Origin of the sequence: Pantoea sp. 18069, assembly GCF_902706035.1 — a bacterium.
GTDB lineage: Bacteria > Pseudomonadota > Gammaproteobacteria > Burkholderiales > Burkholderiaceae_C > Comamonas.
On sequence record NZ_CACSJA010000011.1, the window covers coordinates 15,614 to 40,397 of the forward strand.

Sequence of the window (24,784 nt, forward strand, 5' to 3'; positions counted from 1 at the left end):
AAGGTGGGTGGAAGAAGAGGGCGGGTTTCAGGCCGATACCGCGCCATGTCGGCGCGCATGCAGCTCGGCGAGGATCTCGAGCCGCAGCGCGGTGATCTCCGCGGGGTGTTCGTGGCGTGGGTGCGGCACATCGACGCGCCATTCGCGCACGATGCAGCCCCCCTGGTCATTGGGCAGGCGGCCCATCAGCAGGATGCGGTCGGCGACCAGGATCGCTTCGTCGATGTCGTGCGTGACGACCAGCGCGGCCGTGTGCCACTGGTGCACCAGGTCGACGAGCAACTCCTGCATTTCGGTGCGCGTGATCGCATCGAGCGCCGAGAACGGCTCGTCGGCGAGCAGCAGCTTGGGCTCGCGAGCCAGCGCGCGCGCCAGGGCCACGCGCTGCGCCATGCCGCCCGACAGCTGCGCGGGGTGCAGCTCCTCCTTGCCGGCCAGGCCCACGGCGGCGATCGCCTGGGCGACGCGCGCGTTCAGCCGTTCGGCTTCGATGCTGGGCTGGTGCTTGAAGTCCAGGCCGAAGGCCACGTTCTTCGCCACCGTGAGCCAGGGCAGCAGGCTGGCCTGCTGGAACACGACGGCGGCGCGCGGGTGCGGCTGGGTCAGGGGCGCGCCGAGAAAGCGCACGCTGCCGGCTGTGGGCGGCTGCAGGCCCGCGAGCGCGCGCAGCAGCGTCGACTTGCCGCAGCCGCTGCCGCCGAGCAGGCAGACGATTTCCTGCGGGCGGATGGCGATGTCGATGCCGCTGAAGATGCGCGGACCCTGGCCATAGGCGCAGGCCAGGCCCTGGCCCTGCAGCGCGAAATCCGCCTCGGCGGGCGCGGCTACGCTGTTCATGGCACGGCGCGCTCGGGTGCAGGTGCGGCGGGTGGCGTTGCCGCCGCCGCGCTGGACGCGAGCTTGCTGAGTTCGCCCTGCAATTGCGTGAGGCTGGGCGTGACCACGGGAATGAACGCACTTTCCTGCAGGCGCCGGCCGAAGTCGGGCAGGTGGTTGCGCAGATAGGCGCGCCCGCCCGAGCCCTGCAGTTCGAGCTGCACGCTTTCCTGCACCACGGCCGCGAGTTGCAGCCGCACGCGAAACAGCGCCGGCGCATCGGTGACGAAACGGCCCGAGACCAGGCCTTCGCGAATGGTTTCCCGCAGGCTGGCAAGCTCGGCGCGCGCCTGATCGATGCGCGGGTGCAGTACATCGCGCGCGGCGCCGACCTGCTCGGCGGCCTGCAGGCTGGCGCGCGCCAGGCCCAGCGACATGCCGCATTGCAGGCTCAGGAACATCGGCCGCGCGCGCTTGAGGAACGACAGGCCGTCGCGCGCGAGCACGGCTTCCTGGCCGACGCGCACATCGTCGAGCTCGATGGCTGCGGTATTGCTCGCGCGCAGCGCCAGCAGGTCGAGATCGGCACTGCGCTCCACCCCCGCGAGACGGCTGTCGATGGCCAGCACCATGGGCGCGGGCTGCAGCGGCGTCTGCACCGCTGCGGCGACGACGAACGGCGCGCGCAGATTGGTGACCCAGGGCAGCTTGCCCGCAACGCGCAGGCCATCGTCGCCGTCGGGCCGGGCCTGCACTTGCAAGGGCTCGAGCTGGGACAGGAACTTCATCGCGTTCGACAGCCCCGTGGCGCCCGCGAGCCGGCCCTGGAGCAGGTCGGGCAGCCACAGTTCGCGCGCTGCGGTATTGTCCGTGAGGCACAGGTAATCGATGAACGCGCGGTGGCTCCACAGCACGAAGGCCGCGGTCACCGAACGCTCTGCGACCTGGGCGATCGCATCGACGGCGTCAATCGCTTCGCCGCCATCGCCGCCGAAAGCCTGCGGCACGGCGATGCGGTGCATGCCGGCCTGGACAAGCTGCGCCAGCACCTGCTGCGCGGCGTCGGCGTCTGCATTGAGGCTTTGCGCGTGGGTCTGCAGCCAGCTTTGCAGACCGGGCGTGAGCAGGCTGCGGCTCATGCCTGGAACACGCCTGGCGAGAACGGCAGGAGTTCGGGGTTGATCTCGGGCCTGGCCAGGTTGTTGGCGAAGTTGCACAGCGTGGCCAGGCTCACGCCCAGCACCACTTCGAGGGCCTGCTGGTCGTTGTAGCCCGCGGCGCGGAACGCGGCCAGCGCGGCGTCCGACGTCGCGCCGCGCGTGGCAATCACTTCCTTGGTGAAAGCCTGCACGGCGTCGAGCCTGGCATCGCCCGTGGGCTGGCCGGTTTGCAGATTCAGCGCCGTGAGCGCGTCGAGCTGGGCTTTCTTGGTCACAATCGCCGTATGGCCCGAAAGGCAGAAATCGCAGCCATGCACCGCCGCCGCCGTGAGCTGCACCACTTCACGTTCGACCAGCGTCAGCGACGCGCGCGCATTGATGCCCGATACCGTGAGGTAGGTCTCCAGGGCCACGGGCGCATTGGCCAGCACGCCGATCAGGTTGGGCAGGAAGCCGTTGTTGGCCAGCGCTTTTTCGGCAAAAGCCTTGCTGTCCTGGGGAGCGGATTCGACGGTCTGCAGGGGAAGACGGGGCATTTCAGGGCCTTTCTGGGCAAAGCCGCAAGATTGTGCGCGGTATTTTTCACGGGAATGAAAATGGCATCCGAAGATGCCAATGGTTCCATTTTTTCACTAGTATCCCTGTAGTTGCCAGGGTTTCGAAACAATTATTCGTAATGAGCAAATCCATTGGTCGGGATTTCCGGCGCACGCCGTCCCGTCAGAGCCTGCGGGCCGTGCCATGAGCGTGCCTTTTTCCGGACGGGATCTGTTCGCGGCGCTGTCGGTGGTGGTGATCTGGGGGCTGAACTTTGTCGCGATGAAATGGGCGCTCGCCGATTTCACGCCGTTCCAGCTCGGCGTCTGGCGCTATGTGTTTGCCGCGCTGCCGCTGGTGCTGATCGTGCGCCGGCCCGATGTGCCCTGGCGCTGGATCGTCGCCTATGGCCTGTGCCAGGGCGTGGGGCAGTTCGGCGTGCTGTTCATCGCGCTGCAGGTCGGCATGACGGCCGCGCTGGCGTCGGTGCTGATGCAGACCCAGGTCTTCTTCACGGCCTTGCTTGGCGTTGTGCTGCTCGGCGAGCAGTTGTCGCGCCCGCTCAAATGGGGGCTGGTCTGGGCGGCGATCGGCCTGGGCTGCTTTGCGATGAACTACCTGGGCGGTGCGGCGGCCGCGGGCACGACCTTGCTGGGCTTTGTGCTGAACCTGGTGTCGGCCGCGATGTGGGCGAGCTCGAACATCGTCGCCCGGCGCACGCAGCAGGTGGCCGGCAGCTACGACGCGCTGGGCTTCGTGGTCTGGAGCGCCGTGGTGCCCATCGTGCCGTTCGTGCTGCTGAGCCTGGCGTTCGACGCGCCGGCGCTGCGCTGGCAGTGGATCGATGCGCCGCTGTCGAGCTGGCTGGCCGTCGCCTACCTGGGCTGGTGCGCGACCATCATGGCCTATGCGCTGTGGACCGGGCTGCTCAAGCGCCACCCCGCAAGCCGTGTCGCGCCGTTCAGCCTGGGCGTGCCGGTGATCGGTCTGGCGGCCGGAATGGGCCTGCTCGGCGAGCAGGTCTCGCCCTGGCAGTGGGCCGGCGGCGCATGCATCGTGATGGCGCTGCTGGTGGTGCTTGTCAGCGCCCGCTGGCAGGCAAGGCGCTGACTTCGCCCCGGCTGCCACATTTTTAGGCAGGGCCCGCAAAGCCAGCGCTGGCGCCATTTCCGGCAGTTGTTCTCGCAGTTATGCACAAGCTTGAGCACGGTCTCAAGGGATAACCCGGAACCGGGAGGGCGGTCAGTGCGGCCTGGGCACAATGCGGTAGGCGCAGCGCGTGGCGCCCGACAGCAGATGCTGCTCGCGCGTGACCCGGCCTTCGGGGCCGACGATGTCCTGGAACAGCTGCAGCTCGGAGCGGCAAAAGCCCTGGCAGGTGCGCGCCGCCACGCAGATCGGGCAATGGTCCTCGATCAGCAGCCAGTCCTTGCCGTCGGACTCGACGCGCGCCATATAGCCTTCGGCGCTGCGGATCGCCGCGAGCTGCTCGAGGCGCTGGGGCACGGTCTTGCCGGTGCAGGTCTGCTGATAGACCACGCGCGTTTCGGCTTCGCGCTGGCTGATCAGGCGCTCCAGCCCTTCGGCGCCAAAGAGCTGCCGCACCGATCCGAGCAACTGGGCCGTGAGCTGCGCATGCGCATCGGGAAAGCGGCGGTTGCCGGCGTCGGTCAGCACCCAGTTCTGGCGCGGCCTGCCCACGCCGGACGCGGCTTCCTGCCGGCCTTCGATCCAGCCTGCCGCGACGAGCTTTTGCACCTGCTGGCGCGCGGCTTCGGCGCTGGTTTCCAGCAGCTGCGCGAGCCGCGCGGTCGATGCCGAACCCTGGGACTTGAGAAAGAACAGGATGCGGTCGGCCGTGGACGCATGGGTGGAATTTTCCAAGTTATGTCTTGTGTTATTCATGGCACGACCTTAATATCCAAATAGTTGCTTGGATATTAATCCAGGCCGGATTCCCTGTCGAGAGTGACCCATGTCTGAACCATCTTCCACGCCAGCGGCTACCGCCTCCTGGGCCCATCTTTTCCAGGGCCGCAACGGCCTGCTGGCGCTTGCGCTGACCGGCGGTGTCGCGCTGCACGCGATCAATGTGCACATCGTCACGACGGTGCTGCCGTCGGTGGTGCAGGACATCGGCGGCCTCGACTGGTATGCGTGGAACACCACCTTGTTCGTGGTCGCTTCCATCGTCGGCGCGGCGCTGTCGGTGCGGCTGCTGGCCCGGCTCGGGCCGCGCGGCGCCTGCATCGCGGCGCTGGCGGTGTTCGCGCTGGGCTCGGCGGCCTGTGCGTCGGCGGTCTCCATGCCCTGGATGCTGGCCGGGCGCAGCGTGCAAGGCCTGGGCGGCGGCGTGCTCGCCGCGCTCAGTTACGCGCTGATCCAGGTGGTGTTCGCGCCCGCGCTGTGGCCGCGCGCGGTCGCGCTGGTGTCGGGCATGTGGGGCGTTGCGACGCTGTGCGGGCCGGCCGTGGGCGGCCTGTTCGCGCAGGCCGGGCATTGGCGCTGGGCGTTCTGGATGCTGCTGCCGGTGGCGCTGGCGCAGGCCTTGCTGGTCGCGGTGCAATTGCGCCCGGCGCCGGATGCGAAGCCGGCCCGCGGCGTGCAGCCGGGGATTGCCGCGCTGCAGATCGTGCTGCTCGCGACCTCGGTGCTAGCGGTCGCGGCCGGCAGCCTGTCGGCGCAACTCGGCTGGCAAGGCGTGGGCGTGGCCTGCGGCCTGCTGCTGGGCGTGGCCGCCGTGGCGGCGGACCGCCGGGCCGCGGTGCGCCTGCTGCCCCGGGGCGCAACCGCCTGGGGCTCGGCGCTGGGCGCGGTCTATGCGAGCGTGGCACTGCTGCTCGTGGGCACGACCACCGAAATCTACATTCCCTATTTCCTGCAGACCCTGCATGGCTACACGCCGCTGGCCGCGGGTTACCTGACGGCGGCAATGGCTGCGGGCTGGAGCGGCGGCGCGCTGCTGTCCTCGGGCCGCGAAGGCGAGAGCGCCGCGCGCCTGCTGCGCGCCGGGCCGGTGCTGGGCACGGTCAGCCTGCTGGCGCTGGCCGTGCTCCTGCCTTCGGCGCTGGGGCTTGCGCCCGGCGTGCACATGCTGCTGTGCGGCCTGGCGCTCGCGGGCGCCGGGGCCGGTGTGGGCATTGGCTGGCCGCATCTGCTGGTGCGCGTGCTGACGCTCGCGCCCGCGGGCGAAGGCGGCATGGCGTCGGCGGCGATCACCACGGTGCAGCTGTACGGCATGGCGATCGGCGCGGCGATCGCCGGGCTGGTGGCCAATGCCGCGGGATTGATTGCGCCCGGCGGCGTCGCCGGCGCGCAGTCGGCCGCGGTCTGGCTGTTCGCGGGCTTCGCCATTGCGCCATTGCTGGCGGCGCTGCTGGTGCGCAGCATAGCCCGGCGCCAGCCACAGGGGATGGCAAGCCATGCGTGAACGCCTCGAGCAACTGCTGGCCACGGGCCGCGACAGCGCCTTGCTGCGCTTTGGCCTGGGCAACGCCTGCCTCAAGGAGGGCGATGCCCAGACCGCCGTGCTGCATCTGGCGCAGGCGACGCAGCAGCAGCCCACCTATTCGGCCGCGTGGAAACTGCTGGGTGTGGCGCTGAACAAGCTCGCGCGCACCGAGCAAGCGCATGCGGCCTGGACCCGTGGCCTGGAAGTCGCGCAGCAGCAGGGCGATGCGCAGTCGGCCAAGGAAATGGCGGTGTTTCTGCGCCGCCTGCAGCGTCAGCAGGCGCAGTGAGCACTTGCGCCGCACTGCCGCTTATTTGGGCATGCGCCGCAAAGCCAGCACTGGCGCGGCTTGCGCGAGTTGTTCCGGCAGTTATGCACAAGCTTGGGCACGGTCTGCTGGCATAACTCCGGGCTGTTTATGGCTTGACTGCCCGCCCGGGGCAGCTCACCACGAACGGGTAAAAATCCGTGCGCCCTGAGCCCTGAGTCTGTCGAAGAACCGAAGAACCGAAGAACCGAAGGACCGTGAACGCGCCAGCGCCTAACCGCCGAAATCCTGCGTCGCCATCTCCTGGCCGTCTTCAAACATCAGCGTGCGTTCGGGCCAGCGCAGCGCTGCGAGGTTGAAGCGCTCGTCGCGCGCCTCGCCGGCGCGCCGCGCGACCCAGCGCCCGCCCACCGAATAGTCGACGCAAAAGACATTGCCGCGCGGCCCATGCCAGGCCAGCGGTGCGGTCTGGCCGAACAGGTTTTCCTCCTGCTTGCCATGCACGGGCACGCGCGGCGGATGCAGGCGGCGCCAGTAATGCCCGATCACCACGGCAGCATCGTCGGTGTACTCGTTCCACCAGGCCATGCGCTCGACGAAGCGCCATTTGCCGCCCGCGAAGAACGGTTCGGTGCAGCGCCGCTCCAGGCCTGTCGTCAGCACCTTGAGCGGGTTGAAGACCGCCTTGTTGAGTTCGCTTTCCGAATGCGCGGGCAGGAACGGCGGGCGATAGCGCGCATCTTCGAGGCTGTGCGGCCAGGCGCGGTTCTCGGCTTTGCGGCGCGCATGCAGGTCGCTGGCCTGGGCCTGGGTTTCGGCCACGGCCTCCCAGTGGTCGTACTGCGTGCGCAGGCTGCCCAGCGGCATCGCGCGCGCGGCGCTGATCTGTGGCTCGACCCAGGCCGCATGCACGATGCGCAGGTCGGCGCGCTCCAGCGCCACGGGCAGGCCGGCCGTGAAGGCGGCGATCGCGCGGCGCTCGGCGCTGTTCTCGGGCTGGGCAAACGGCGCGTACTTGACGCTGTCGGACTCGGTGCGGCTGTCGAAGAACCAGCCCGAGCCGTCCTTGGCGTCTTCGCGCAGCAGGTTGATTTCGTGGTTGCCGGCCACGGCCAGCGCGTGGCCGCTGGCGACCAACTGGCGGGCCAGCGCGAGCACGGCCGGGCTGTCGGGCCCGCGGTCGCAGAAGTCACCGACGAACACCAGCGTGCGCTGGCGCGGGTGCTTGCCCTCGGCGTCGTAGCCCAGATGCGCGAGCAAGGCCTGCAGCGCATGGTATTCGCCATGGATGTCGCCAACGATGTCCAGTGGCCCTGGCGGCAGTGCTTGGATGAGGCTCATGCGGTGCGCCGCCTGGTTCAGCGCGTGGCCGCGGCGCGCACATAGCGCACGAACGCATAGGGCAGGCCGGTGCGGCTCACGGCTGCGCTGCGCGACGCCTCTACCCATTCGCTGCCCAGCGTGGGGGCGTAGGCGTCGCCTTCGAAGTCCTGGGCGATTTCGGTGACTTCGACGGCATCGGCCAGCGGCAGCGCCTGGGCGTAGATCTGCGCGCCGCCCATGATCCAGACGTCGGCGCTCAGCGGCGCGGCCTGGGTCAGCGCGTCTTCGAGGCTGCCCGCGCGCAGCGCGCCCGGCGCCTGCCAGTCGGCCTGGCGCGTGACGACGATATTGCTGCGCCCGGGCAGGGGGCGAAAGCGCTCGGGCAGCGAGTCCCAGGTCTTGCGGCCCATGACGACGGCACTGCCGCCCGTGAGCTGCTTGAAATGGGCCAGGTCTTCGGGCAGGTGCCAGGGCATGGCATTGTGGTGGCCGATGACGCCGTTGGCGGCGCGCGCGTAGATCAGTTGGACGGACATGTGCAAGGTCGCAGGCAGAAACAACCGTCCATTGTCGGGCAAAGCGGCGATTCCTTCTGTCGGTAGGGCGACCCCGGCAGGGTCGCATGACTCAGCGCTGCAGCAGCTTGAGCGCCGCGGCCACCACCTTGTCGGCGCCAATGCGCGACACGTTCTCCAGCGACTGCGCATAGCCCACGGGAATGCGCGGCGCGCCCAGCCGGGCCACGCGCGCCGACGTGTGCTCGGCCACGGTCGCGGCAATCTCGCCGCCGAAGCCCGCGGCCTGAATGGACTCGTGCACCACCAGCAGGCGGCCGGTGCGCCCGGCCGAAGCGAGCACGGCCTGCTGGTCCCAGGGCCAGATGGTGCGCAGGTCTATGACTTCGGCGCTCACCCCCTGCGCTGCAAGCGCCTGCGCAGCCTCGGTCACCGCATGCACCTGCCTGGACCACGAGACCAGCGTGATGTCGCTGCCCGCGCGCACGCAACGCGCCTTGCCCAGCGGCACATGCTGCGCCAGCCCGGGCGTGACCGCGCCTTGCAGCGACCACAGTTCCTTGTGCTCCATGAAGACCACCGGGTCGCCCGAGGCCAGCGCCGAGTGCAGCAGGCCGTAGTTGTCGGCCGGTGTCGCCGGCGCGACCACGACCAGGCCTGGCACATGCGCGAACCAGGCCTCGAACGACTGCGAATGCTGGGCCGCCGAGGCTGTCCAGATGCCGATAGGCAGGCGCGCGACCAGCGGCACGCGGCCCTGGCCGCCGAACATGAAGCGGTTCTTCGCGGCCTGGTTGACGAGTTCATCGATGGCGCAGAGCGCGAAGTCGGCGACGCGCAGTTCCACCACCGGACGCAGGCCCGCGAGCGCCATGCCCACGCCCGCGCCCATGATGGTCGACTCGGAAATCGGCGTGTCGATGATGCGCTGCGGCCCGAAACGCTCTGCCAATGGCTTGCCGTCGGCACTGCGGTATTGGCCGAACACGCCGCCGCGCCCCAGGTCTTCGCCGAGCGCGACGACATTGCGGTCGGCGTCCATGGCTTCGGACAGGGCCAGCGCCGCGGCCTGGGCATAGCTCAGCGTCAGCGTGCCGGCTTCGGGCGCATGCACGGCGGTGGCTTGTGCGGGTGTCGATGCAACAGCGCTGCTCATGCCCAGACTCCTTGGCCGGTGGTGGCAATGTCTTCATAGGCCTCTTCGGCCGCGGGAACAGGGGCGGCCTTGGCCGCGGCGACCGCAGCCACGATCTCGGCCCGGGCCCGGGCAAGCACTTGCGCCGCGGCGTCGGCCTGGCCGCGCGCCGCAAGCAGTTCGCGCGCCCTTGTGATCGGGTCGCTCAGCAGCGCGGCCGCGACTTCGGCCGGATCGCGGTAATGCGCCGGGTCGACCGAGACATGGCCCTTGTGGCGGTAGGTCAGCGCGTGCAGCAGGCGCGGGCCGCTGCCCGCGCGTATGCCTTCGATCAATGCCGCCGCGGCTTCGCTCACGGCCAGCACATCGTTGCCGTCGACCTGGGTTGCGGCAATGCCCATGGATTCAGCGCGCGCGCTCGCGGCGCGCGTTCCCGCGGTCATGGGCGCCGAGCGCGTGGTCGCGGAAATCTGGTTGTCCTCGCAGACGAACAGCACCGGCAACTGGTAGATCTGTGCCCAGTTCAGCGCCTCGAGGAACGGCCCGCGGTTGATCGCGCCATCCCCGAAAAAGCACACCACAATCGCCGCCTCGCCGCGCAGCTTGAGCGCGTGCGCGGCGCCCACGGCGATCGGCAGGCCGGCCGTCACCACGCCATTGGCGCCGAGCATGCCGACCGAGAAATCGGCGATGTGCATGGAGCCGCCCTTGCCCTTGTTGTAGCCCGTGGCGCGGCCGAACAGCTCGCACATCATGCGCGTGCTGTCGGCGCCCTTGGCCAGCGTATGGCCGTGGCCGCGGTGGGTCGAGGTCAGCAGGTCGCTTGTCTGCAGATGCGCGCAGACGCCCGCGGCCACGGCTTCCTGGCCCGTGGACAGGTGCAGCGGCCCCTTGACCAGCGCCGGCTCGGCGTCGGGTGCGGCGCTCTGGCCCCAGATTTGCACGCCGCCTTGGCTGGCGCGTTCAGCCGCGTCCTCGAAGGCGCGGATCCGGACCATGGTCCGGTACAGGGAAAGCAGGTCGGTCATGGTTCGATGGCACCGCCGTGATCGCAGGCGGCCTCAGGCAAGGGAGCGCATGAAGAAGTACCGCCAGCCGCCGTTGCGGGCGGCCGCCGCGCGAAGCGCGAAGAAGCAGGGACTGCCCGCGGGCGTGGTCTGCGGCCGGACCATTGTGCGTACAGCTTGCGCTTTTGCGTCCTGGGGGTGTCACCTATGGAGCCGCTGCACAAACCCCTGCGGCCGCAGGCGATGCGCGCTGCGCATCGGCGTTCCATGGACGTTGCACGAAATTACGGCAAGTATCTATTGTCGCTCGATGTCTTGTTTTTTATCGAAATAAACCCTGAATCGTACCAGAAACTGTTGGGTTTTTGCTTTCAATTAAAATTGAAAATTGAGTGTTGACGATTGATTGAATGACGGAAATATTAAGCACATTGGTTGCAGCTACAACAGTATTGGTAATTGGCGCGACAGCAGCACATGCTCAGGATGGAAGTGTTGAGCTTGATTCAAATGATAATGCGATTTCACAGCATGATCAGAAAATAAAGCCACCAGGAAACAAGGTTGTCCGATACTCGGCAGGTGATTCCATACTTCTGGAATATCCGCAAAAAATTCAGGAAAGCAAGCCCGTAGAGAGCGCGCAAGCGAAAGCATCTCATCCACAAACCGGGACTATCAGGTACTCGGCCGGCGATTCCATACCGCTGGGATATCCGCAAGGCATCCCGGGAAACCAGCGCATGGAACCCCCGCAAGCAAAGGAATCTCATCCGAAAACCAAGACCATCAGGTACTCGGCAGGTGATTCCATACCGCTGGAGTATCCGCAGGGAAATCAAGTAAAAATCCCTGTCAAACCAGAATCGCCTGCGCAGAAAAAGCCTGTTATATATTCGGCGGCATCTTCCATTCCGCTGGCGGGAGCTATAGGAGATAGCGCAACAACACATATTGGACTCAGTCAGCCAGGTCTTGCCGAGAAAAACAGCCTCATCAACACTTCGCCAGCAGGATTGGTAGGGTTGTTGGTGGTCAAGGCCGGTATTGTCTATTATTTCGATAATCAATCGCCGGCAATACGCAAGTCCGGGCTGAAGACCACGGCAGGAGTATGGAGTGGTATCACCATGAACAATCTGCTTCTCATCGCCGGATCTTCCAACCCCGTCAGTCTCGTAGGTGGGGGCTTGTTTGGTGCCTATATGTACCATCGAGAGGGAATGGTCCTGGAGAAAGAAGAAGCCACCAAAACTGCACAAATATTCAATGTGCAGGCCAAATAAAAAAAGCACCTGATGGTGCTTTTTTTATTTGCATTTGAAAAAAATATCCCCGGCCATGCCGGCGTACGGCGTGGCGCTGCGAGCGCGGATCAGACCGCCATAGGCGCCGTGATATGCGCGTGGTGCTGGTAGCCTTCGAGCGAAAAATCCGAAGGCTCGACTTTTTCCAGCCATTCGGGCTCGTACTTGCCCGTCACTGCGTAGTCGGGAATGCGGTCGGAAAGCACCAGCTTGGGCGCTTCGAACGGCGCGCGCTGGAGCTGCTCCTGCAGCATGTCCACATGGTTTTCGTAGATGTGGGCATCGCCGATGAAGTAGGTGAACCAGCGCGGCGTGTAGCCCGTGAGGCGCCCGACCAGGTGCAGCAGTGCCGCGCCCTCGGTCAGGTTGAACGGCGTGCCCAGGCCCACGTCATTGCTGCGGATGTAGAGGCACAGCGAAATCTCGCCCTTGCTCTTGTCGACCAGGAACTGGTAGAGCAGATGGCAGGGGGGCAGGGCCATTTCCTCGAGCTGGGCCCAGTTCCAGCCGTGGAACAGGATGCGGCGGTTGCCCGGGTCCTTGACAATGGTGTCCAGGCACTGGCGCAGCTGGTCTATGGCCTTGTACATCAGCACGCCCGACTGCTGGCCGGAGGCCGCTTCGAGCATGCCGATCTGCTGATAGCCCTTGGCCAGCGCATCGGCGACCTGGGCCTGGCCCTGGGGCTGGCCGGGGTCGATGAGCTTGTAGGCGGGCCACTGGCGCCACTGCACGCCATAGACCGAACCGAGGTCGTCTTCCTGCAGGCGATAGGGATTGGCCAGCCACTGCGCGTTTTCGTTGGCGTTCTGGTCCCAGACCTTGCAGCCCAGCGCGCGGAAATCGGCGGCGCTGCGGTAGGCGCGCATGAAACCCACGAGCTCGCCCACGGCCGACTTGAACGCCAGCTTCTTGGTCGTGATCGCGGGGAAGCCCTGCTGCAGGTCGAAGCGGAGCATCGCGCCCGGCAGGCTGAGGGTGCGAACGCCCGTGCGGTTGTCTTGCCAACTGCCGTTGTCAAAGATGTTCTGGACGAGGTCGAGGTATTGTTTCATGGCTAATCGCGCGAATCTAGGGCGGAATCGTAGCGCAAGCGACGCCGCAGCGACGGCCGGCGCTGCAAGGCCCTAACCTGTTGCCTGGCACGCATGGGGCTTGCAGTCGTGCGTATCACGGGCCCGGGTAGACGAATTCCTGCTAAGCATATGACTTTAAATGAGAAGTTCAGGCAGCGCAGATCCTGCGGGTGGGTCCTAGAATTTCAGCGATAGCAACGCGTTCCGCTCTGAACCTTTCAAGGAGACAAATACATGCGCATTGAAACCCTGGCCGTCCATGCTGGTTACAGCCCGGACCCCACCACCAAGGCCGTGGCCGTTCCCATCTACCAGACCGTGGCCTACGCTTTCGACAGCGCCCAGCACGGCGCTGACCTGTTCGACCTGAAGGTGCCGGGCAACATCTACACCCGCATCATGAATCCGACCACCGACGTGCTTGAAAAGCGTGTGGCGGCCCTGGAAGGCGGCATTGCGGCGCTGGCCCTGGCTTCGGGCATGGCGGCCATCACGGCCGCGATCCAGACCATTGCCGAGGCCGGCGACAACATCATCTCGGCGGCTACGCTCTACGGCGGCACCTACAACCTGTTTGCGCACACTTTTCCCCAGCAGGGCATCGAAGTGCGCTTTGCCGACGCGCGTGACCCCGAAAGCTTCGGCAAGCTGATCGACGCCAGGACCAAGGCGATCTTCATCGAGTCGATCGGCAACCCGCTGGGCAACGTGACCGACATCCGCGCGCTGGCCGATGTCGCCCATGCCCACGGCGTGCCGCTGATCGTCGACAACACGGTGCCCTCGCCCTACCTGCTGCGCCCCATCGAGTTCGGCGCCGACATCGTCGTGCATTCGCTGACCAAGTACCTGGGCGGCCACGGCACCAGCGTCGGCGGCGCGATCGTCGACAGCGGCACCTTCCCCTGGGCCGAGCACCGCGAGCGCTTCCCGCGCCTCAACGAGCCCGACGTCAGCTACCACGGTGTGATCTACACCGAAGCCCTGGGCCCTGCGGCCTATATCGGCCGCGCGCGCGTCGTGCCGCTGCGCAACATGGGCGCGGCGATCTCGCCGCACAACGCCTTCCAGATCCTGCAAGGCATTGAAACGCTGGCGCTGCGCATGGACCGCATCTGCGAGAACACGCAAAAGATCGCCGAGACGCTGCAAAAGCACGCCAAGGTCGAGTGGGTGCGCTACGCAGGCCTGCCGGACCATCCCGACCACGCCATCGTGCAAAAGCAATCCGCTGGCCGCGCTTCGGGCATTGTGTCCTTCAGCCTCAAGGCCAACGCCGGCGATGCGCGTGCGGCCGGCGCACGCTTCCTGGACGCGCTGCAGCTGTTCACGCGCCTGGTGAACATCGGTGACGCCAAGTCGCTGGCCACGCATCCCGCATCGACCACGCACCGCCAGCTCGATGCCGCGGAGCTGGCCAAGGCCGGCGTGACCGAAGGCATGGTGCGACTGTCGGTGGGCATCGAACATATCGATGATCTGCTGGCTGATCTCGACCAGGCACTTGCCCTGGTCTGATCAAGTCCCTGCGCTTGCCGAAAAGCCCGACGGTCATGCCGCCGGGCTTTTTCATCGCCGGGCCGCCCCAAGATGAAAAGCAGCCCCCTTGGGGGGGCAGCGGACCTTGCGCAGCAAGGGGAGCGTGGGGGCCATTTTTTTCGCTGGGCCGCCCCAAGATGAAAAGCATCTGGGGGGCTTTGCCCCCCAGCGCGGACCTTGCGCAGCAAGGGGAGCGTGGGGCCATTTTTCATCGCCGGGCCGCCCCAAGATGAAAAGCATCTGGGGGGCTTCGCCCCCCAGCGCGGACCTTGCGCAGCAAGGGGAGCGTGGGGGCCATTTTTCATGGGCGAGCCCGAATGCTACAGGCGGCGCCTTGGCCGACAGGCGTTTACCGGCCGCACGGGTCAAAATGGTGCGCAGGACGGCCGTGGCGCACACTTGAGTGCGTCATGCGGCCGTGATAAAAGACCGATATGCGGCAGCGGCCGTAGGCGCTGTCGTCAACCTTTCGCTCAAAGGTGTGCACCATGCGTTTTATGTTTCTTTCCCTTCAGACGGCCGTCGCCCTGGCGGCGGCGGGCCTGCTTTGCGCCTGTGAACCCAAACCTCCCGTGCCCAAGGCCGCGCATGCGGCCGGCACGCTCGCCGCGCCCGTGCCGCTCACGACCGAGGATGTCTCGGCCACCGCGGCCGTGATCCTGAAAGACCAGCCCGTGCCCATGCAGCCCGGCGCGTCCGAGGCACCGGCGAGCGCCGGCGCGCCGCTGGAGCCATTGGCCAGCCTGGCCGATTCGGTCGGCAAGTACCCGTATGACGGCGAGAATTATCTGGAGCAGGGCGTGCTCGCGGCGCGCCTGCGCGCGCTGCTCGGCGACCGCTATCCGCTGCTGCTGGCGAACATGCGCACGGTGTCCCCGCTGACCGCGGACGCGGGCCTGTGGTTCATCACCGGCAACCGCCCGCACGAAGGCGGTGTCGAGGCCGGCGCCGTGGTCATTGACCCGCGCACGAACGCGCTGCGCGTATGGCTGCTCAACGCCGGCCATTCGGAGGAATTCATCGACCCGCCGGCGGCGGTGGTTCCCTGGCCCAAGGACGTACAGACCTTGATCGACAACCAGCGCCGCAACGGGCAATAAGTCACGAGCCGGTCTACTCCCGGGGAAGCACGCACCCCGGATTCATGATGCCCTGGGGATCGAGCGCCTGCTTGATTGCGCGCATCATGCCCAGCGCCACGGGCGACTGGTACTTCTGCAGCTTGTCGACCTTGAGCGCGCCCACGCCATGCTCGGCCGAGAACGATCCGCCGAACTTCGCGACGGCTTCGTACACCAGATGGTTGACACGGTCTTCCTGCTCGCGCAGGAAGGCCTTGGGGTCGCCTTCGGCCGGCGCCTGCACGTTGTAGTGCAGGTTGCCGTCGCCCAGGTGGCCGAAGTTGACCAGGCGCACGCCCGGAATTTCGGCCTGCAGCAGCGCGTCGGCGTACTGCACGAAGGCCGGAATGCGCGAGGCCGCGATCGAGATGTCGTGCTTGATGTTCAGGCCTTCCTCGGCCTGGGCCAGCGGAATGCTTTCGCGCACATGCCACAGGCCCTTGGCCTGGGCGATGCTTTCTGCCACCACCGCGTCAAGCACGCAGCCATCCTCGAAAGCCATTTCCAGCAGCGCCTCGAAGCGGCCGCGCGCATGGGCTTCGGATTCGCTGTCGGAGTTCTCCAGCAGCACGCAGTAGGGCGCCTGGGCCATGCCGGCGAACGGCACGCGCAGCTGCGGCATATGGCGCACGACCAGGCTCAGCGCGAACCGGCCCATGACTTCAAAGCCCGTGAGGCCCGCGCCCAGTTGCTGGTGCGCCAGGCCCAGCAGGCGCACCGCGGCTTCCATCGACGGCACGGCGGCCCAGGCCGTGAGGCGCGCCGCGGGCTGGGGGAAGAGCTTGAGCGTGGCGGCGGTGATCACGCCCAGCGTGCCTTCGCTGCCGATCAGCAGATCGCGCAGGTCATAGCCGGTGTTGTCCTTGCGCAGGCCCTTGAGCCCGTCCCAGATCTCGCCCTGGGGCGTGACCACTTCCAGGCCCAGGCACAGGTCGCGCGTGTTGCCGTAGCGCACGACCTGCGTGCCGCCGGCGTTCGTCCCCAGATTGCCGCCAATCGTGCAGCTGCCTTCGGCGGCCAGCGACAGCGGGAACAGCAGCCCGGCGGCGTCGGCCGCCTGCTGCACGTTCTGCAGGATGCAGCCGGCCTCGACGGTCAGCGTGAGGTTGTCGCGGTCGAGCTGGCGCACGGCCTGCATGCGCTGCAGGCTCAGCACGATCTGCGTGCCGCTGGTGTCGGGCGTAGAGCCCACGGACAGACCGGTATTGCCGCCCTGGGGAATGAGGCTGGTGCGGGTGTCGGCGCAGGCGCGCACCACGGCCGCGACTTCGGCGGTGCTGGCCGGGCGCACCACGGCCAGCGCCTTGCCATGGCTGCGGCGGCGCCAGTCCTGCTCCCAGGCGCTCAGGTCGCCTTCGGTCAGTACATTGGGGGCGCCGACGATCTGGCGCAGGGTATCGAGCAGTTGGGACATCACGGTTCTCAAGAAGGGTATCGACAGGAATGTGGGACCTGGGGCGGGAGCCCACGAAACTGGCGCTGCCCAGCGCGGGGGCAGCGAGCAAGGGCCGCCCCGCAGCGAGGCTGCCGTGCCTGGCCGGCCGCCCCCCTCCACCGAAGGATGAGAGGGGGAAGCGCCGAAGGCGCTCAGGGGGGGCCTCATGCCAGCGCCGCGGCCTTGACCGCGCGCTGGCGCCAGCGCACATGCAGCGTGCAGGCGACGAACAGCGACAGGCACAGCGCGACTTCGGCCAGCGCCAGCCAGCGGCTGGGCGCGGGGTCGCTCCAGGCGCGCACCACGCCTTCGGTGAAGTACAGCCAGATCACCAGGCTGACCCAGCGGTAGGTGTACATGCGGCGCTTGAGCAGGCCGGCCAGCGGCAGGCACAGCGGCAGCGCCTTGAGCGCCAGCCACGAGCCGCCGGGGCGCAGCGGCGCGAGCCACAGTTCCCAGGCGACGCACAGCAGCATCAGGGCCAGCAGGCTGCCTACGGCCCACCAGCGGGTGGCAGCCACGTCGCTGCCGGGTTCAGTGTTGGAAGGGTTCATGGAGGTGGCATCATATCGGCCATGGCCTTGTCCTTCCACCGAGCGCGCATGCGCGGGCGCCAATTGGCCCACACCCTGTCCGTCTTTCCCTGGCGCAATACCGCGCATACGCTGGCCGCGCGCTTTCGCGAAGACCGGCTCGGGCTCACGGCCAGCAGCCTGACGTTCACCTCCCTGCTCGCACTGGTGCCGTTCGTCACCGTGGCGCTTGCGGTGTTCACCGCGTTTCCGACGTTCGGCCGGCTGCAGCTGATGCTGCAGCGCTGGCTGATCGACAGCCTGATTCCCGACGCCATTGCCCAGCAGGTCATGGACTACCTGATGCAGTTCGCGGCCAAGGCCAGCCAGCTCGGCGGCGTGGGCTTTGGTTTCCTGCTGGTCACGGTGATCAGCCTGGTCATGACCATGGACCGCACGCTCAACAACATCTGGCGCGTGCAGCGGATGCGCCCGCTGGGCCAGCGCCTGCTGATCTACTGGGCGGTGATCACGCTCGGGCCGCTGCTCATGGGCGGCAGCATCGCGACCACCTCCTATGTGCTGTCGGCTTCGCGCGGACTGGTCGCGGCACTGCCCGAAGCGGTGCAGGTAGGCTTCAATTCGCTCGAATTCCTGCTGCTGTCGGGGGCGATGGCCGGGCTCTACCACTATGTGCCCAATACGCCGGTCAAGTGGCGCCATGCGCTCGTCGGCGGTTTGTTCGTCGCGGTCTGCATGGCGCTGGCGAAGAAGGTGCTGGCGCTGTACCTGGCGTCGGTGCCGACCTATTCGCTGATCTACGGCACGTTTGCGACGGTGCCTATCCTGCTGATCTGGATCTACGTGGTATGGGTGATCTTTCTGCTCGGCGCCGTGGTCACGGCCTATCTGCCCAGCCTGCTCACGGGCATGGAGCGCAGTTCCTCGCACCGCGGCTGGAGTTTCGAGCTCGCGCTCGAAGTCGTGGCCGTGCTCGACGAGCAGCGGCTGCAGCCGCTGCGCGGCATGCCGGCGCTGGCGCTGGCCAGGCGCCTGAAGGTCGATGCGCTGCAGCTCGAGCCCGCGCTCGCGGCGCTGACGTCGGTGCGCTGGCTGGGCATGCTGCCCGATGAAGGCCAGACGCGCACGCTTGACGACATCGAGCCGCGCTACGTGCTGCTGTGCGACCCCGACACCACGCCGCTCGCGCCGTTGCTGCAGCTCCTGCTGCTCGACAAGACCCCGGGTACGCAGCAATTGTGGGAGCAGGGCCATTGGGATGAACTCTCGTTGGGCCAGGCCTTGCCGCTGCCGGAGGTGCTCGCGCTGCCGCCGGGCTTGCCCGCCTTCCCCAACACCCGCTGAGAATCTTGACCACCAGGAGCGCAACATGGAAGCAATGGAAATTCACCGTGGACGGCTGATCGATCACCTGCAACTGGTGGTGCTCGATCTGCCCAGGGCGCAGACGTTCTACACCGCCGTGCTCGCGGCGCTGCAGGTGCCGATGGGCGGCACGGGCGAAGGCTATTTCTGGGCCGACGAGCTGTTCGTGTCGACGGCCGACAGCGAAGCCGCGCACGGCCATCTGACCGGCCGCCACCACCTGGCGTTCCAGGCCCGGGACCGCGCCATGGTCGAGGCGTTTTATCAGGCAGCCCTGGCCCATGGCGGCCAGGACAACGGCGCGCCGGGCGAGCGCCCCTACCATCCGGGCTATTACGCGGCCTTTGTGCTCGACCCCGACGGCAACAATATCGAAGCCGTTTTCCACGGCGAGGCCAGGCGCAGCGCGGCGTCGGTACACGTCACGTTCTGAACGCACCGGTGCGCCACGGCGGGCGCTGGCCTAAAGAGACACGCGGCCGCGCCAGATGTCGGCGTACATCTTCCAGTCGCCGAGGAAGCTGTAGAGCGGGCGCTTGAAACTCGCGGGCTTGTTTTTCTCGAAGCCGAAGTGGCCTGCCCAGGCAAAAGCGTAGCCCAGCAGCAGGCCCAGGCCTATCCAGCCCGGCTGGCCGGATATGACGGCCCAGGCCAGGCACAGCAGCCCCAGGCTGGAGCCCACGAAGTGCAGGCGCCGGCAGTTGCGGTTGCTGTGCTCGGACAGGTAGAACGGGTAGAACGCGGCAAAGCTCTGGAACTGCCGCGTATCAACCGCAGCCTGGGAAGGCTGGGAGGGCGTGGACGGAGGGGACATGGGCGTGCTCCTGGGTGGCTGCGCCCCACTCTACGCCCCCCCGGGCCGCGCCTGCAGGGGGTTAGCCCGAAGTCGCAGGCCCTGCGTCGCTCAGGCGGCTTGCAGAAAGTCGCGCAGCGCAAACAGCGTTTCGTCGGGCGATTCCGTCATCTGGTTGTGCCCCATGGGCAGCAGCACGCGCTGCGGCTGCTTGCCCGCGGCCTGGGCGGCCTGGATCAGGCCCTGGGCGGCCTTGGGCGGCGTCATCTGGTCCTGCGCGCCGAGCGCGAACAGCACCGGGCAGGTGATGGCCGCGATCGCGGTTTCGCCGCCGGTGTAACGGTCGCAGGCGAGAAAGCCCGTGTGCAGCAGGTTCTGCTGCGCGTTGCTGGCGAGCACGCGCCGGCCCAGTGCCACGCCCGCGCCGAACACCCAGCTGCCCGCGCCGCCGGGCGGCGACAGCGTGGCGCGCGAAAAGGTGTTGACCAGTTGTATCGCCTGCTCGGGCGTGTTGAGCGCCGATTCCAGCAGCGCCGGCGAGACCTTCATGGGATGGGCCGTGCCCACCAGCGCGAGGTGGCTCACGCGCGCGCCCAGATCGGCCGCGGCCTGCAGCGCGATCAGGCTGCCCCAGCTGTGGCCGACGAGCGCGGCTTTTTCCAGGCCTGCAGCATCCATCAGGTCGGCGATGAAGCGTGCGGCGTCCTCGACGCTCGCGGGCGCCGGGCCCTGGCTGCGGCAGTGGCCTGGCAGGTCTATGGCCAGCACGTTCCAGCCGTGGTTGGCCAGATAGCGGCTTTGCAGCGCCCAGACGCTGTGGTCGCACAGCACGCCGTGGATCAGTATGGCCGTGGGCAGTTCGGGGCGCAGCGCCTTGCCGCCGGTATAGGCGTAGATGGAGTGGCCGTTGACGTCGATGTTCATGGAGACTCCTATGCCGCTTTTTCCGCCGCCTTCAGGGCGCGCTTGAGGTCGTCGATCAGGTCGTCGGCGTCTTCCAGGCCGATCGACAGGCGTATCGTGCCCTGGCCGATGCCGGCGTTGGCCAGCGCTTCGTCGTCCATGCGAAAGTGCGTGGTGCTTGCCGGGTGGATCACCAGCGAGCGGCAATCGCCGACGTTGGCGAGATGGCTGAAGACTTTCAGCGTCTCGATGAACTTCTTGCCCTGGTTGCGGTTGCCCGCAATGTCGAAGCTGAACACCGAACCCGCGCCGCGCGGCAGCAGCTTTTTCGCCAGCGCATGGCTGGGGTGGCTTTCGAGCATCGGGTGGCCGACGCGGCTGACCAATGGGTGGGCTGCGAGGTACTGCACCACTTTTTCGGTGTTGCGCATGTGGCGTTCCATGCGCAGCGGCAGGGTTTCGATGCCTTGCAGGATCAGCCACGCGGTGTGCGGGCTCATGCAGGCGCCGAAGTCGCGCAGGCCTTCGCGGCGCGCGCGCAGCAGGAAGGCGCCTACGCTGCTTTCCTCCGTGAACACCATGTTGTGGAAGCCGTCGTAGGGCGCGCTGAGTTCGGGGAATTTGCCCGAGCGCTCCCAGTCGAAGCTGCCGCCGTCGACGATCACGCCGCCGATCACCGTGCCGTGGCCCGAGAGGAACTTGGTCGCCGAGTGGTAGACGATGTCCGCGCCCAGCGTCAGGGGCTTCATCAGCCAGGGCGACGTCAAGGTCGAGTCGACCAGCAGCGGCACGCCCGCGTCGTGCGCGATCTGCGACACGGTGGGGATGTCCAGCACGTCCAGGCCCGGGTTGCCCACGGTCTCGCCGAAGAACAGCTTGGTGTTGGGGCGCACCGCGGCTTTCCAGCCGCCGATGTCGCCGGGCTTGACGAACGTGGTCTCTATGCCGAAGCGCGCCAGCGTGTAGTGCAGCAGGTTCTGGCTGCCGCCGTACAGCGCCGTGCTGGCCACGATATGGCTGCCCGCGCCCATCAGCGTCGCCACCGACAGGTGCAGCGCCGCCTGGCCGCTGGCCACGGCAATCGCGCCGACGCCGCCTTCGAGCGCCGACACGCGCTGCTCGAGCACGGCATTCGTCGGGTTGCTGATGCGGCTGTAGACATGGCCGGGCCGCTCGAGGTTGAACAGCGAGGCCGCATGGTCGCTGGACTCGAACACGAACGAGGTCGTGAGGTGGATGGGCACGGCGCGCGCGCCTGTCACGGGGTCGGGCTGGGTGCCTGCATGCAGGCTCAGCGTATCGAAGCCGGGGTCAGAGTAACCGGGCATCTTGTCTCCAGAATATGGTCAATCGCAGTGGTGCCCCCGGAGGGAGCCCTGGGCCAACGATTATGCATGGCACCCACCAGGCCGGTGAGGCCGCGCCGCGACCTGGCCGCCGACGGGCTAAAAGCCGCGCCGCCGGCATCGGGCGGGGGTTTGTCGGCTAAGATCAATCCCAGTTGGAGAGGCATCCATTCCCAGCGGCAGCAGCCGGAGACAAAACATGAAAGTTCGCGACATTCTTCGCGTCAAGGGCAACACCTTGTACGCCATTTCCCCCGATGAGCCCCTGAGCCGCGCCGTGGAGACGATGGCCGAGAAGGACATAGGCTCGCTGGTCGTGATGGAGCACTCGGACGTGGTGGGCATGCTCACTTTCCGTGAAGTGATCCAGGCGCTGGTCAAGAATGCCGGCGGCGGCATGCTGGTGCGCTCGGCCATGGACGACGCGCCGCTGACCTGCACGCTCGAAACCGAAATGGACGAAGTGCGCCGCATGATGCTCGACCGCCACGCACGCTACATGCCTGTCATGGACAAGCGCATGCTGATGGGCGTGATCAGCTTCTACGACGTCGCCAAGGCCGTGGTCGACAGCCAGAACTTCGAGAACCGCATGCTCAAGGCCTATATCCGCGACTGGCCCGAAGGCGAGCGCCAGGGGGCTGAATAAATCAGCCCTCCACGCTTGCCCACTGCGTGTGGCCGCTGCCTCCCCAAGGGAGGCGCGTTTTGCCTTGGGGCGGCCCGGCGGCAAAACCAGCACCCACGCTTGCTCGCTTCGCGTAGCTGGGCGATGGGGGGCAAAGCCCCCCATGGTGCTCATTGGCGCGACCCCCACTACTGCGCCGCCAGCCACTCCTCGAGCTGCGCGGCCGCCACCGGCCGGCAAAACAGATAGCCCTGCATCACCGCGCAATCATGGCTTTGCAGCCATTCGCATTGTTCGCGCGTCTCCACCCCTTCGGCGACGACTTTCATGTCCAGGCTGCGCGCGATGCTCAGCACCGAGCGCGTGAGCGCGGTGGCCGCGCGGCTGCTTTGCAGGTCCCGCACGAAACTCCGGTCGAGCTTGAGTTCGCTGATCGGCAGGCGGTGCAGGTGGCTCAGGCTGGAGTAGCCGGTGCCGAAATCGTCCAGCGACAGCTGCATGCCCAGAGCATGCAGGTTGGCGGTGGTCGCAGCGCTTGCATCCATCATCACGCTTTCGGTGATCTCCAGCATCAGGTCGCGGGGCTGCAGTCCGTGGCGCGCGAGCGCGGCACCGACCTGATCGGCCAGTTGCGGATCGTGGAAGTTGCGCGCCGACAGGTTGATCGCGAGCTGCGGCAGCGGCAGCCGGGCAGCGCGCCAGCGGGCCATCTGCGCGCAGGCGGCGTCGAGCAGCCATTGCGTGAGCGCCTGGATAAGCCCCGCCTCTTCGGCAACGGCAATGAAGCGCGCGGGCGATACCGCTCCCCATTGGGGATGGTTCCAGCGCGCCAGCGCTTCGACGCCGTGCAGTCTATGCGTGGCCTGGGCCAGCACCTGGGGCTGGAAATGCAGGTGCAGCTGTTGCCGGGCAATCGCCTGGCGCAGATCGCGCTCCATCGCCATGCGCTCCTGGGCGAGCACCCCGAGTTCGGGGCGGAAACGGCACCAATGCGTGGACGGCTGCTTCTTTGCGGCATACATGGCCTGGTCGGCATGGCTCAGCAGCGCGGCGATGTCGGCGCCGTCTTCGGGATAGAGCGCAATGCCGATGCTCGCCCGGGGCAGATGCTGCATGCCTTCGTGGACGAAAGGCCGGGCGATGCTGTCGAACAGCCGCTGCACCATCGCAATGGCCTGGTCACCCGACGCGCCGGACAGCAGCAGTACGAACTCGTCGCTGGACAGCCGGCCCGCGATATCGTCCGGCCCCAGATGCGCGCGCAGCCGGTCGGCGATGGCACACAGCAGCGCATCGCCTGCCGCATGGCCCTGGCTGTCGTTGACCTGCTTGAAACGGTCCAGGTCGATGAACAGCAGCGCGGCCTGGGGTGATGCCGACTCGCGCAGCGTCGCCAGCGTGCATTGTGCAAAGTCGGTGAACAGCGTGCGGTTGGGCAACTGCGTGAGCGTGTCGTAATAGGCCAGCTGGTGGATGCGGTTCTGGGCGGTATCGCGCGCCATCGCGAGCGTGCACAGGTGCAGGCAGATTTCGACCAGGCGCCGGTGCAGGTTGCTGGGGCCGCGGGCCTCGCGGAAGTAGAAGGCAAACGTGCCCACGACCTCTGCGGCGTGGTTCTTGATCGGGCTCGACCAGCAGGCGCGTATCCCCGCGGCGATGAACGGCGCGTGGTAGTCGCGCCAGAGCGGGTCGGTCGCGATGTCGGTGACCACCACGGGCTCTCCCAGGTAGGCGGCCGTGCCGCAGGAGCCGGCGCAGGGCCCGATGGGGCGGCCTTCGACGACCTGGCACGGTGCAGGCGGCAGCGAGGGCGCGGCCAGCGCGTGCAGGCGCCCGTCGGCGTCCACGCGCAGCACGCTGGCGATCACGTCTGGCGCGAGGCGTTCGACTTCCTCGCAGACCAGTGCCATCAACTGGGGCAGGCACATCTCTTGCACCATGGCCTCGAGCACCCGGTTTTGCAATGCCTCGTGGTGCTTGGTGGGCGTGAGGTCGGTGAGCGTGACCACGGCGCAGCCCTGGGGATTGGGCTTGCCCGGCTCGGGAGCCGGGTGGATGTTGCCGACCAGCGATACCCAGATCGGGTCGCCATTGCGGTGGTAGCACAGGGCCTCGCCGGTGAAGTGGCCTTCGCGTGCCAGTTGCTCTTCGATATGCGACAGTGTGTCCCGGGCGAAAGGCTGGCTGAGCAACAGATCGCGCGGCCGGTGGCCGAGGACCTCGCGCAGCGGATACCCGAACAGCCGCTCGAAGCCGGTGTTGGCATAGACGATGCGGCGCTCCTCGTCCGTGATCACGATGGCGCAGTCGCTGACGTCCAGCGCTTGCGGCAACGAGGGCAGGGAGGCGGGCAGCATCATGCTGGGGGCTGCAGGCCCTGGCGCGGGGGACATGTGGCTGGCTGGTTGCATGGGATGGCTGTCCAACTCCTCATGGTGAACGGGCCTGTCGGGACGTTGGCGCGAGTCAGTGCAAATCGTATCAATATGTTGCTCAGGTGCCAAGCACTTCATACACCGGCATAAT

Annotated in this window: 24 protein-coding genes; 9 read left to right on the forward strand and 15 right to left on the reverse strand. The window is 67.3% G+C overall.

Going from position 1 to position 24,784, the window contains the following annotated elements; translation table 11 throughout:
- Positions 1-27: 27 nt before the first annotated feature.
- Genes GVL12_RS10680 through GVL12_RS10690 form a run of 3 tightly spaced genes read right to left on the reverse strand, consistent with a single transcriptional unit; the run spans position 28 to position 2,512 of the window.
- Positions 28-837, reverse strand: coding sequence for an ABC transporter ATP-binding protein (locus GVL12_RS10680; protein WP_159913671.1), 810 nt, complete (start codon positions 835-837; stop codon positions 28-30).
- Positions 834-1,955, reverse strand: coding sequence for an acyl-CoA dehydrogenase family protein (locus GVL12_RS10685; protein ID WP_159913673.1), 1,122 nt, complete (start codon positions 1,953-1,955; stop codon positions 834-836). Before GVL12_RS10685 ends, GVL12_RS10680 begins: the two co-directional genes overlap by 4 nt.
- Positions 1,952-2,512, reverse strand: coding sequence for a carboxymuconolactone decarboxylase family protein (locus GVL12_RS10690; RefSeq protein ID WP_159913675.1), 561 nt, complete (start codon positions 2,510-2,512; stop codon positions 1,952-1,954). The genes GVL12_RS10685 and GVL12_RS10690 overlap by 4 nt, the downstream gene beginning before the upstream one ends.
- A gap of 205 nt (positions 2,513-2,717) precedes the next feature.
- Here GVL12_RS10690 and GVL12_RS10695 point away from each other — a divergent pair, with 205 nt between their 5' ends.
- Positions 2,718-3,623 carry an EamA family transporter gene (locus GVL12_RS10695; RefSeq protein ID WP_159913677.1) on the forward strand — a complete coding sequence of 302 codons (906 nt, stop codon included), beginning with the start codon at positions 2,718-2,720 and terminating at the stop codon, positions 3,621-3,623.
- Between the two features lie 132 nt (positions 3,624-3,755).
- On the opposite strand, the gene GVL12_RS10700 is transcribed toward GVL12_RS10695, so the two are convergent.
- Positions 3,756-4,397, reverse strand: a complete 642-nt coding sequence (locus GVL12_RS10700; RefSeq protein ID WP_306770593.1) for a metalloregulator ArsR/SmtB family transcription factor — start codon at positions 4,395-4,397, stop codon at positions 3,756-3,758.
- Between the two features lie 91 nt (positions 4,398-4,488).
- Between GVL12_RS10700 and GVL12_RS10705 the strand changes: the two genes are divergently transcribed.
- Together GVL12_RS10705 and GVL12_RS10710 are read left to right on the forward strand one after the other, a co-directional pair.
- Positions 4,489-5,943, forward strand: coding sequence for an MFS transporter (locus GVL12_RS10705; RefSeq protein WP_159913681.1), 1,455 nt, complete (start codon positions 4,489-4,491; stop codon positions 5,941-5,943).
- A complete protein-coding gene (locus GVL12_RS10710) occupies positions 5,936-6,253 on the forward strand; it encodes a tetratricopeptide repeat protein (RefSeq protein ID WP_159913683.1) in 318 nt (105 codons plus the stop codon). Before GVL12_RS10705 ends, GVL12_RS10710 begins: the two co-directional genes overlap by 8 nt.
- 252 nt (positions 6,254-6,505) lie before the next feature.
- On the opposite strand, the gene GVL12_RS10715 is transcribed toward GVL12_RS10710, so the two are convergent.
- The 4 genes from GVL12_RS10715 to GVL12_RS10730 all read right to left on the reverse strand — a co-directional run bounded on the left by GVL12_RS10715 (position 6,506) and on the right by GVL12_RS10730 (position 10,233).
- Positions 6,506-7,573: a metallophosphoesterase gene (locus GVL12_RS10715; protein ID WP_159913685.1), complete on the reverse strand. Its 1,068-nt coding sequence runs from the start codon at positions 7,571-7,573 to the stop codon at positions 6,506-6,508.
- Positions 7,574-7,590: 17 nt separating this feature from the next.
- Complete coding sequence (locus GVL12_RS10720; RefSeq protein ID WP_159913687.1) at positions 7,591-8,091, reverse strand: dihydrofolate reductase; 501 nt, start codon at positions 8,089-8,091, stop codon at positions 7,591-7,593.
- 91 nt (positions 8,092-8,182) lie between these two features.
- The gene (locus GVL12_RS10725; protein ID WP_159913689.1) at positions 8,183-9,226 is read right to left on the reverse strand and encodes an alpha-ketoacid dehydrogenase subunit beta; all 1,044 of its coding nucleotides are present in this window, start codon (positions 9,224-9,226) and stop codon (positions 8,183-8,185) included.
- The gene (locus GVL12_RS10730; RefSeq protein ID WP_200843666.1) at positions 9,223-10,233 is read right to left on the reverse strand and encodes a thiamine pyrophosphate-dependent dehydrogenase E1 component subunit alpha; all 1,011 of its coding nucleotides are present in this window, start codon (positions 10,231-10,233) and stop codon (positions 9,223-9,225) included. The genes GVL12_RS10725 and GVL12_RS10730 overlap by 4 nt, the downstream gene beginning before the upstream one ends.
- Before the next feature lie 389 nt (positions 10,234-10,622).
- Here GVL12_RS10730 and GVL12_RS10735 point away from each other — a divergent pair, with 389 nt between their 5' ends.
- On the forward strand, positions 10,623-11,498 hold the full coding sequence (locus tag GVL12_RS10735) for a hypothetical protein (protein ID WP_159913691.1): 876 nt from the start codon (positions 10,623-10,625) through the stop codon (positions 11,496-11,498).
- A gap of 89 nt (positions 11,499-11,587) precedes the next feature.
- Here GVL12_RS10735 and GVL12_RS10740 read toward each other — a convergent pair whose 3' ends face one another.
- Complete coding sequence (locus tag GVL12_RS10740; RefSeq protein ID WP_159913693.1) at positions 11,588-12,574, reverse strand: thymidylate synthase; 987 nt, start codon at positions 12,572-12,574, stop codon at positions 11,588-11,590.
- A 255-nt stretch (positions 12,575-12,829) separates the two neighbouring features.
- On the opposite strand from GVL12_RS10740, the gene GVL12_RS10745 reads away from it, so the two are divergent.
- Positions 12,830-14,113 (forward strand): O-acetylhomoserine aminocarboxypropyltransferase/cysteine synthase family protein, encoded by a 1,284-nt coding sequence (locus GVL12_RS10745; RefSeq protein WP_159913695.1) that lies wholly within the window; start codon positions 12,830-12,832, stop codon positions 14,111-14,113.
- A gap of 518 nt (positions 14,114-14,631) precedes the next feature.
- Positions 14,632-15,234, forward strand: a complete 603-nt coding sequence (locus tag GVL12_RS10750; RefSeq protein ID WP_200843667.1) for a hypothetical protein — start codon at positions 14,632-14,634, stop codon at positions 15,232-15,234.
- Between the two features lie 13 nt (positions 15,235-15,247).
- Here GVL12_RS10750 and GVL12_RS10755 read toward each other — a convergent pair whose 3' ends face one another.
- Together GVL12_RS10755 and GVL12_RS10760 are read right to left on the reverse strand one after the other, a co-directional pair.
- Positions 15,248-16,669 carry an FAD-binding oxidoreductase gene (locus GVL12_RS10755; protein ID WP_159913699.1) on the reverse strand — a complete coding sequence of 474 codons (1,422 nt, stop codon included), beginning with the start codon at positions 16,667-16,669 and terminating at the stop codon, positions 15,248-15,250.
- Between the two features lie 185 nt (positions 16,670-16,854).
- The gene (locus GVL12_RS10760) at positions 16,855-17,244 is read right to left on the reverse strand and encodes a DUF2069 domain-containing protein (RefSeq protein ID WP_159913701.1); all 390 of its coding nucleotides are present in this window, start codon (positions 17,242-17,244) and stop codon (positions 16,855-16,857) included.
- A gap of 21 nt (positions 17,245-17,265) precedes the next feature.
- Here GVL12_RS10760 and GVL12_RS10765 point away from each other — a divergent pair, with 21 nt between their 5' ends.
- Entirely contained in the window at positions 17,266-18,567 is a 1,302-nt protein-coding gene (locus GVL12_RS10765) for a YhjD/YihY/BrkB family envelope integrity protein (RefSeq protein ID WP_159913703.1), read from the forward strand.
- A gap of 25 nt (positions 18,568-18,592) precedes the next feature.
- A complete protein-coding gene (locus GVL12_RS10770; protein ID WP_159913705.1) occupies positions 18,593-19,021 on the forward strand; it encodes a VOC family protein in 429 nt (142 codons plus the stop codon).
- Between the two features lie 30 nt (positions 19,022-19,051).
- Here GVL12_RS10770 and GVL12_RS10775 read toward each other — a convergent pair whose 3' ends face one another.
- The 3 genes from GVL12_RS10775 to GVL12_RS10785 all read right to left on the reverse strand — a co-directional run bounded on the left by GVL12_RS10775 (position 19,052) and on the right by GVL12_RS10785 (position 21,612).
- Positions 19,052-19,402, reverse strand: a complete 351-nt coding sequence (locus GVL12_RS10775) for a DUF962 domain-containing protein (RefSeq protein ID WP_159913707.1) — start codon at positions 19,400-19,402, stop codon at positions 19,052-19,054.
- A gap of 90 nt (positions 19,403-19,492) precedes the next feature.
- Positions 19,493-20,305, reverse strand: coding sequence for an alpha/beta fold hydrolase (locus GVL12_RS10780; RefSeq protein ID WP_159913709.1), 813 nt, complete (start codon positions 20,303-20,305; stop codon positions 19,493-19,495).
- An 8-nt stretch (positions 20,306-20,313) separates the two neighbouring features.
- A complete protein-coding gene (locus GVL12_RS10785) occupies positions 20,314-21,612 on the reverse strand; it encodes an O-acetylhomoserine aminocarboxypropyltransferase (protein ID WP_159913711.1) in 1,299 nt (432 codons plus the stop codon).
- A 217-nt stretch (positions 21,613-21,829) separates the two neighbouring features.
- Here GVL12_RS10785 and GVL12_RS10790 point away from each other — a divergent pair, with 217 nt between their 5' ends.
- A complete protein-coding gene (locus GVL12_RS10790; RefSeq protein ID WP_159913713.1) occupies positions 21,830-22,279 on the forward strand; it encodes a CBS domain-containing protein in 450 nt (149 codons plus the stop codon).
- 167 nt (positions 22,280-22,446) lie between these two features.
- On the opposite strand, the gene GVL12_RS10795 is transcribed toward GVL12_RS10790, so the two are convergent.
- Positions 22,447-24,618, reverse strand: a complete 2,172-nt coding sequence (locus GVL12_RS10795) for an EAL domain-containing protein (protein ID WP_200843669.1) — start codon at positions 24,616-24,618, stop codon at positions 22,447-22,449.
- Positions 24,619-24,784 lie beyond the last annotated feature (166 nt).

Coding starts and splice junctions, on each gene's coding strand:
- GVL12_RS10735 (WP_159913691.1), top strand. CDS start 10,623: ATGACGGAAATATTAAGCACATTGGTTGCAGCTACAACAGTATTGGTA.
- GVL12_RS10765 (WP_159913703.1), top strand. CDS start 17,266: ATGGCCTTGTCCTTCCACCGAGCGCGCATGCGCGGGCGCCAATTGGCC.
- GVL12_RS10710 (WP_159913683.1), top strand. CDS start 5,936: ATGCGTGAACGCCTCGAGCAACTGCTGGCCACGGGCCGCGACAGCGCC.
- GVL12_RS10755 (WP_159913699.1), bottom strand. CDS start 16,669: ATGTCCCAACTGCTCGATACCCTGCGCCAGATCGTCGGCGCCCCCAAT.
- GVL12_RS10750 (WP_200843667.1), top strand. CDS start 14,632: ATGTTTCTTTCCCTTCAGACGGCCGTCGCCCTGGCGGCGGCGGGCCTG.
- GVL12_RS10775 (WP_159913707.1), bottom strand. CDS start 19,402: ATGTCCCCTCCGTCCACGCCCTCCCAGCCTTCCCAGGCTGCGGTTGAT.
- GVL12_RS10780 (WP_159913709.1), bottom strand. CDS start 20,305: ATGAACATCGACGTCAACGGCCACTCCATCTACGCCTATACCGGCGGC.
- GVL12_RS10725 (WP_159913689.1), bottom strand. CDS start 9,226: ATGAGCAGCGCTGTTGCATCGACACCCGCACAAGCCACCGCCGTGCAT.
- GVL12_RS10685 (WP_159913673.1), bottom strand. CDS start 1,955: ATGAGCCGCAGCCTGCTCACGCCCGGTCTGCAAAGCTGGCTGCAGACC.
- GVL12_RS10790 (WP_159913713.1), top strand. CDS start 21,830: ATGAAAGTTCGCGACATTCTTCGCGTCAAGGGCAACACCTTGTACGCC.
- GVL12_RS10720 (WP_159913687.1), bottom strand. CDS start 8,091: ATGTCCGTCCAACTGATCTACGCGCGCGCCGCCAACGGCGTCATCGGC.
- GVL12_RS10760 (WP_159913701.1), bottom strand. CDS start 17,244: ATGAACCCTTCCAACACTGAACCCGGCAGCGACGTGGCTGCCACCCGC.
- GVL12_RS10695 (WP_159913677.1), top strand. CDS start 2,718: ATGAGCGTGCCTTTTTCCGGACGGGATCTGTTCGCGGCGCTGTCGGTG.
- GVL12_RS10785 (WP_159913711.1), bottom strand. CDS start 21,612: ATGCCCGGTTACTCTGACCCCGGCTTCGATACGCTGAGCCTGCATGCA.
- GVL12_RS10730 (WP_200843666.1), bottom strand. CDS start 10,233: ATGACCGACCTGCTTTCCCTGTACCGGACCATGGTCCGGATCCGCGCC.
- GVL12_RS10715 (WP_159913685.1), bottom strand. CDS start 7,573: ATGAGCCTCATCCAAGCACTGCCGCCAGGGCCACTGGACATCGTTGGC.
- GVL12_RS10740 (WP_159913693.1), bottom strand. CDS start 12,574: ATGAAACAATACCTCGACCTCGTCCAGAACATCTTTGACAACGGCAGT.
- GVL12_RS10770 (WP_159913705.1), top strand. CDS start 18,593: ATGGAAGCAATGGAAATTCACCGTGGACGGCTGATCGATCACCTGCAA.
- GVL12_RS10795 (WP_200843669.1), bottom strand. CDS start 24,618: ATGATGCTGCCCGCCTCCCTGCCCTCGTTGCCGCAAGCGCTGGACGTC.
- GVL12_RS10705 (WP_159913681.1), top strand. CDS start 4,489: ATGTCTGAACCATCTTCCACGCCAGCGGCTACCGCCTCCTGGGCCCAT.
- GVL12_RS10680 (WP_159913671.1), bottom strand. CDS start 837: ATGAACAGCGTAGCCGCGCCCGCCGAGGCGGATTTCGCGCTGCAGGGC.
- GVL12_RS10745 (WP_159913695.1), top strand. CDS start 12,830: ATGCGCATTGAAACCCTGGCCGTCCATGCTGGTTACAGCCCGGACCCC.
- GVL12_RS10690 (WP_159913675.1), bottom strand. CDS start 2,512: ATGCCCCGTCTTCCCCTGCAGACCGTCGAATCCGCTCCCCAGGACAGC.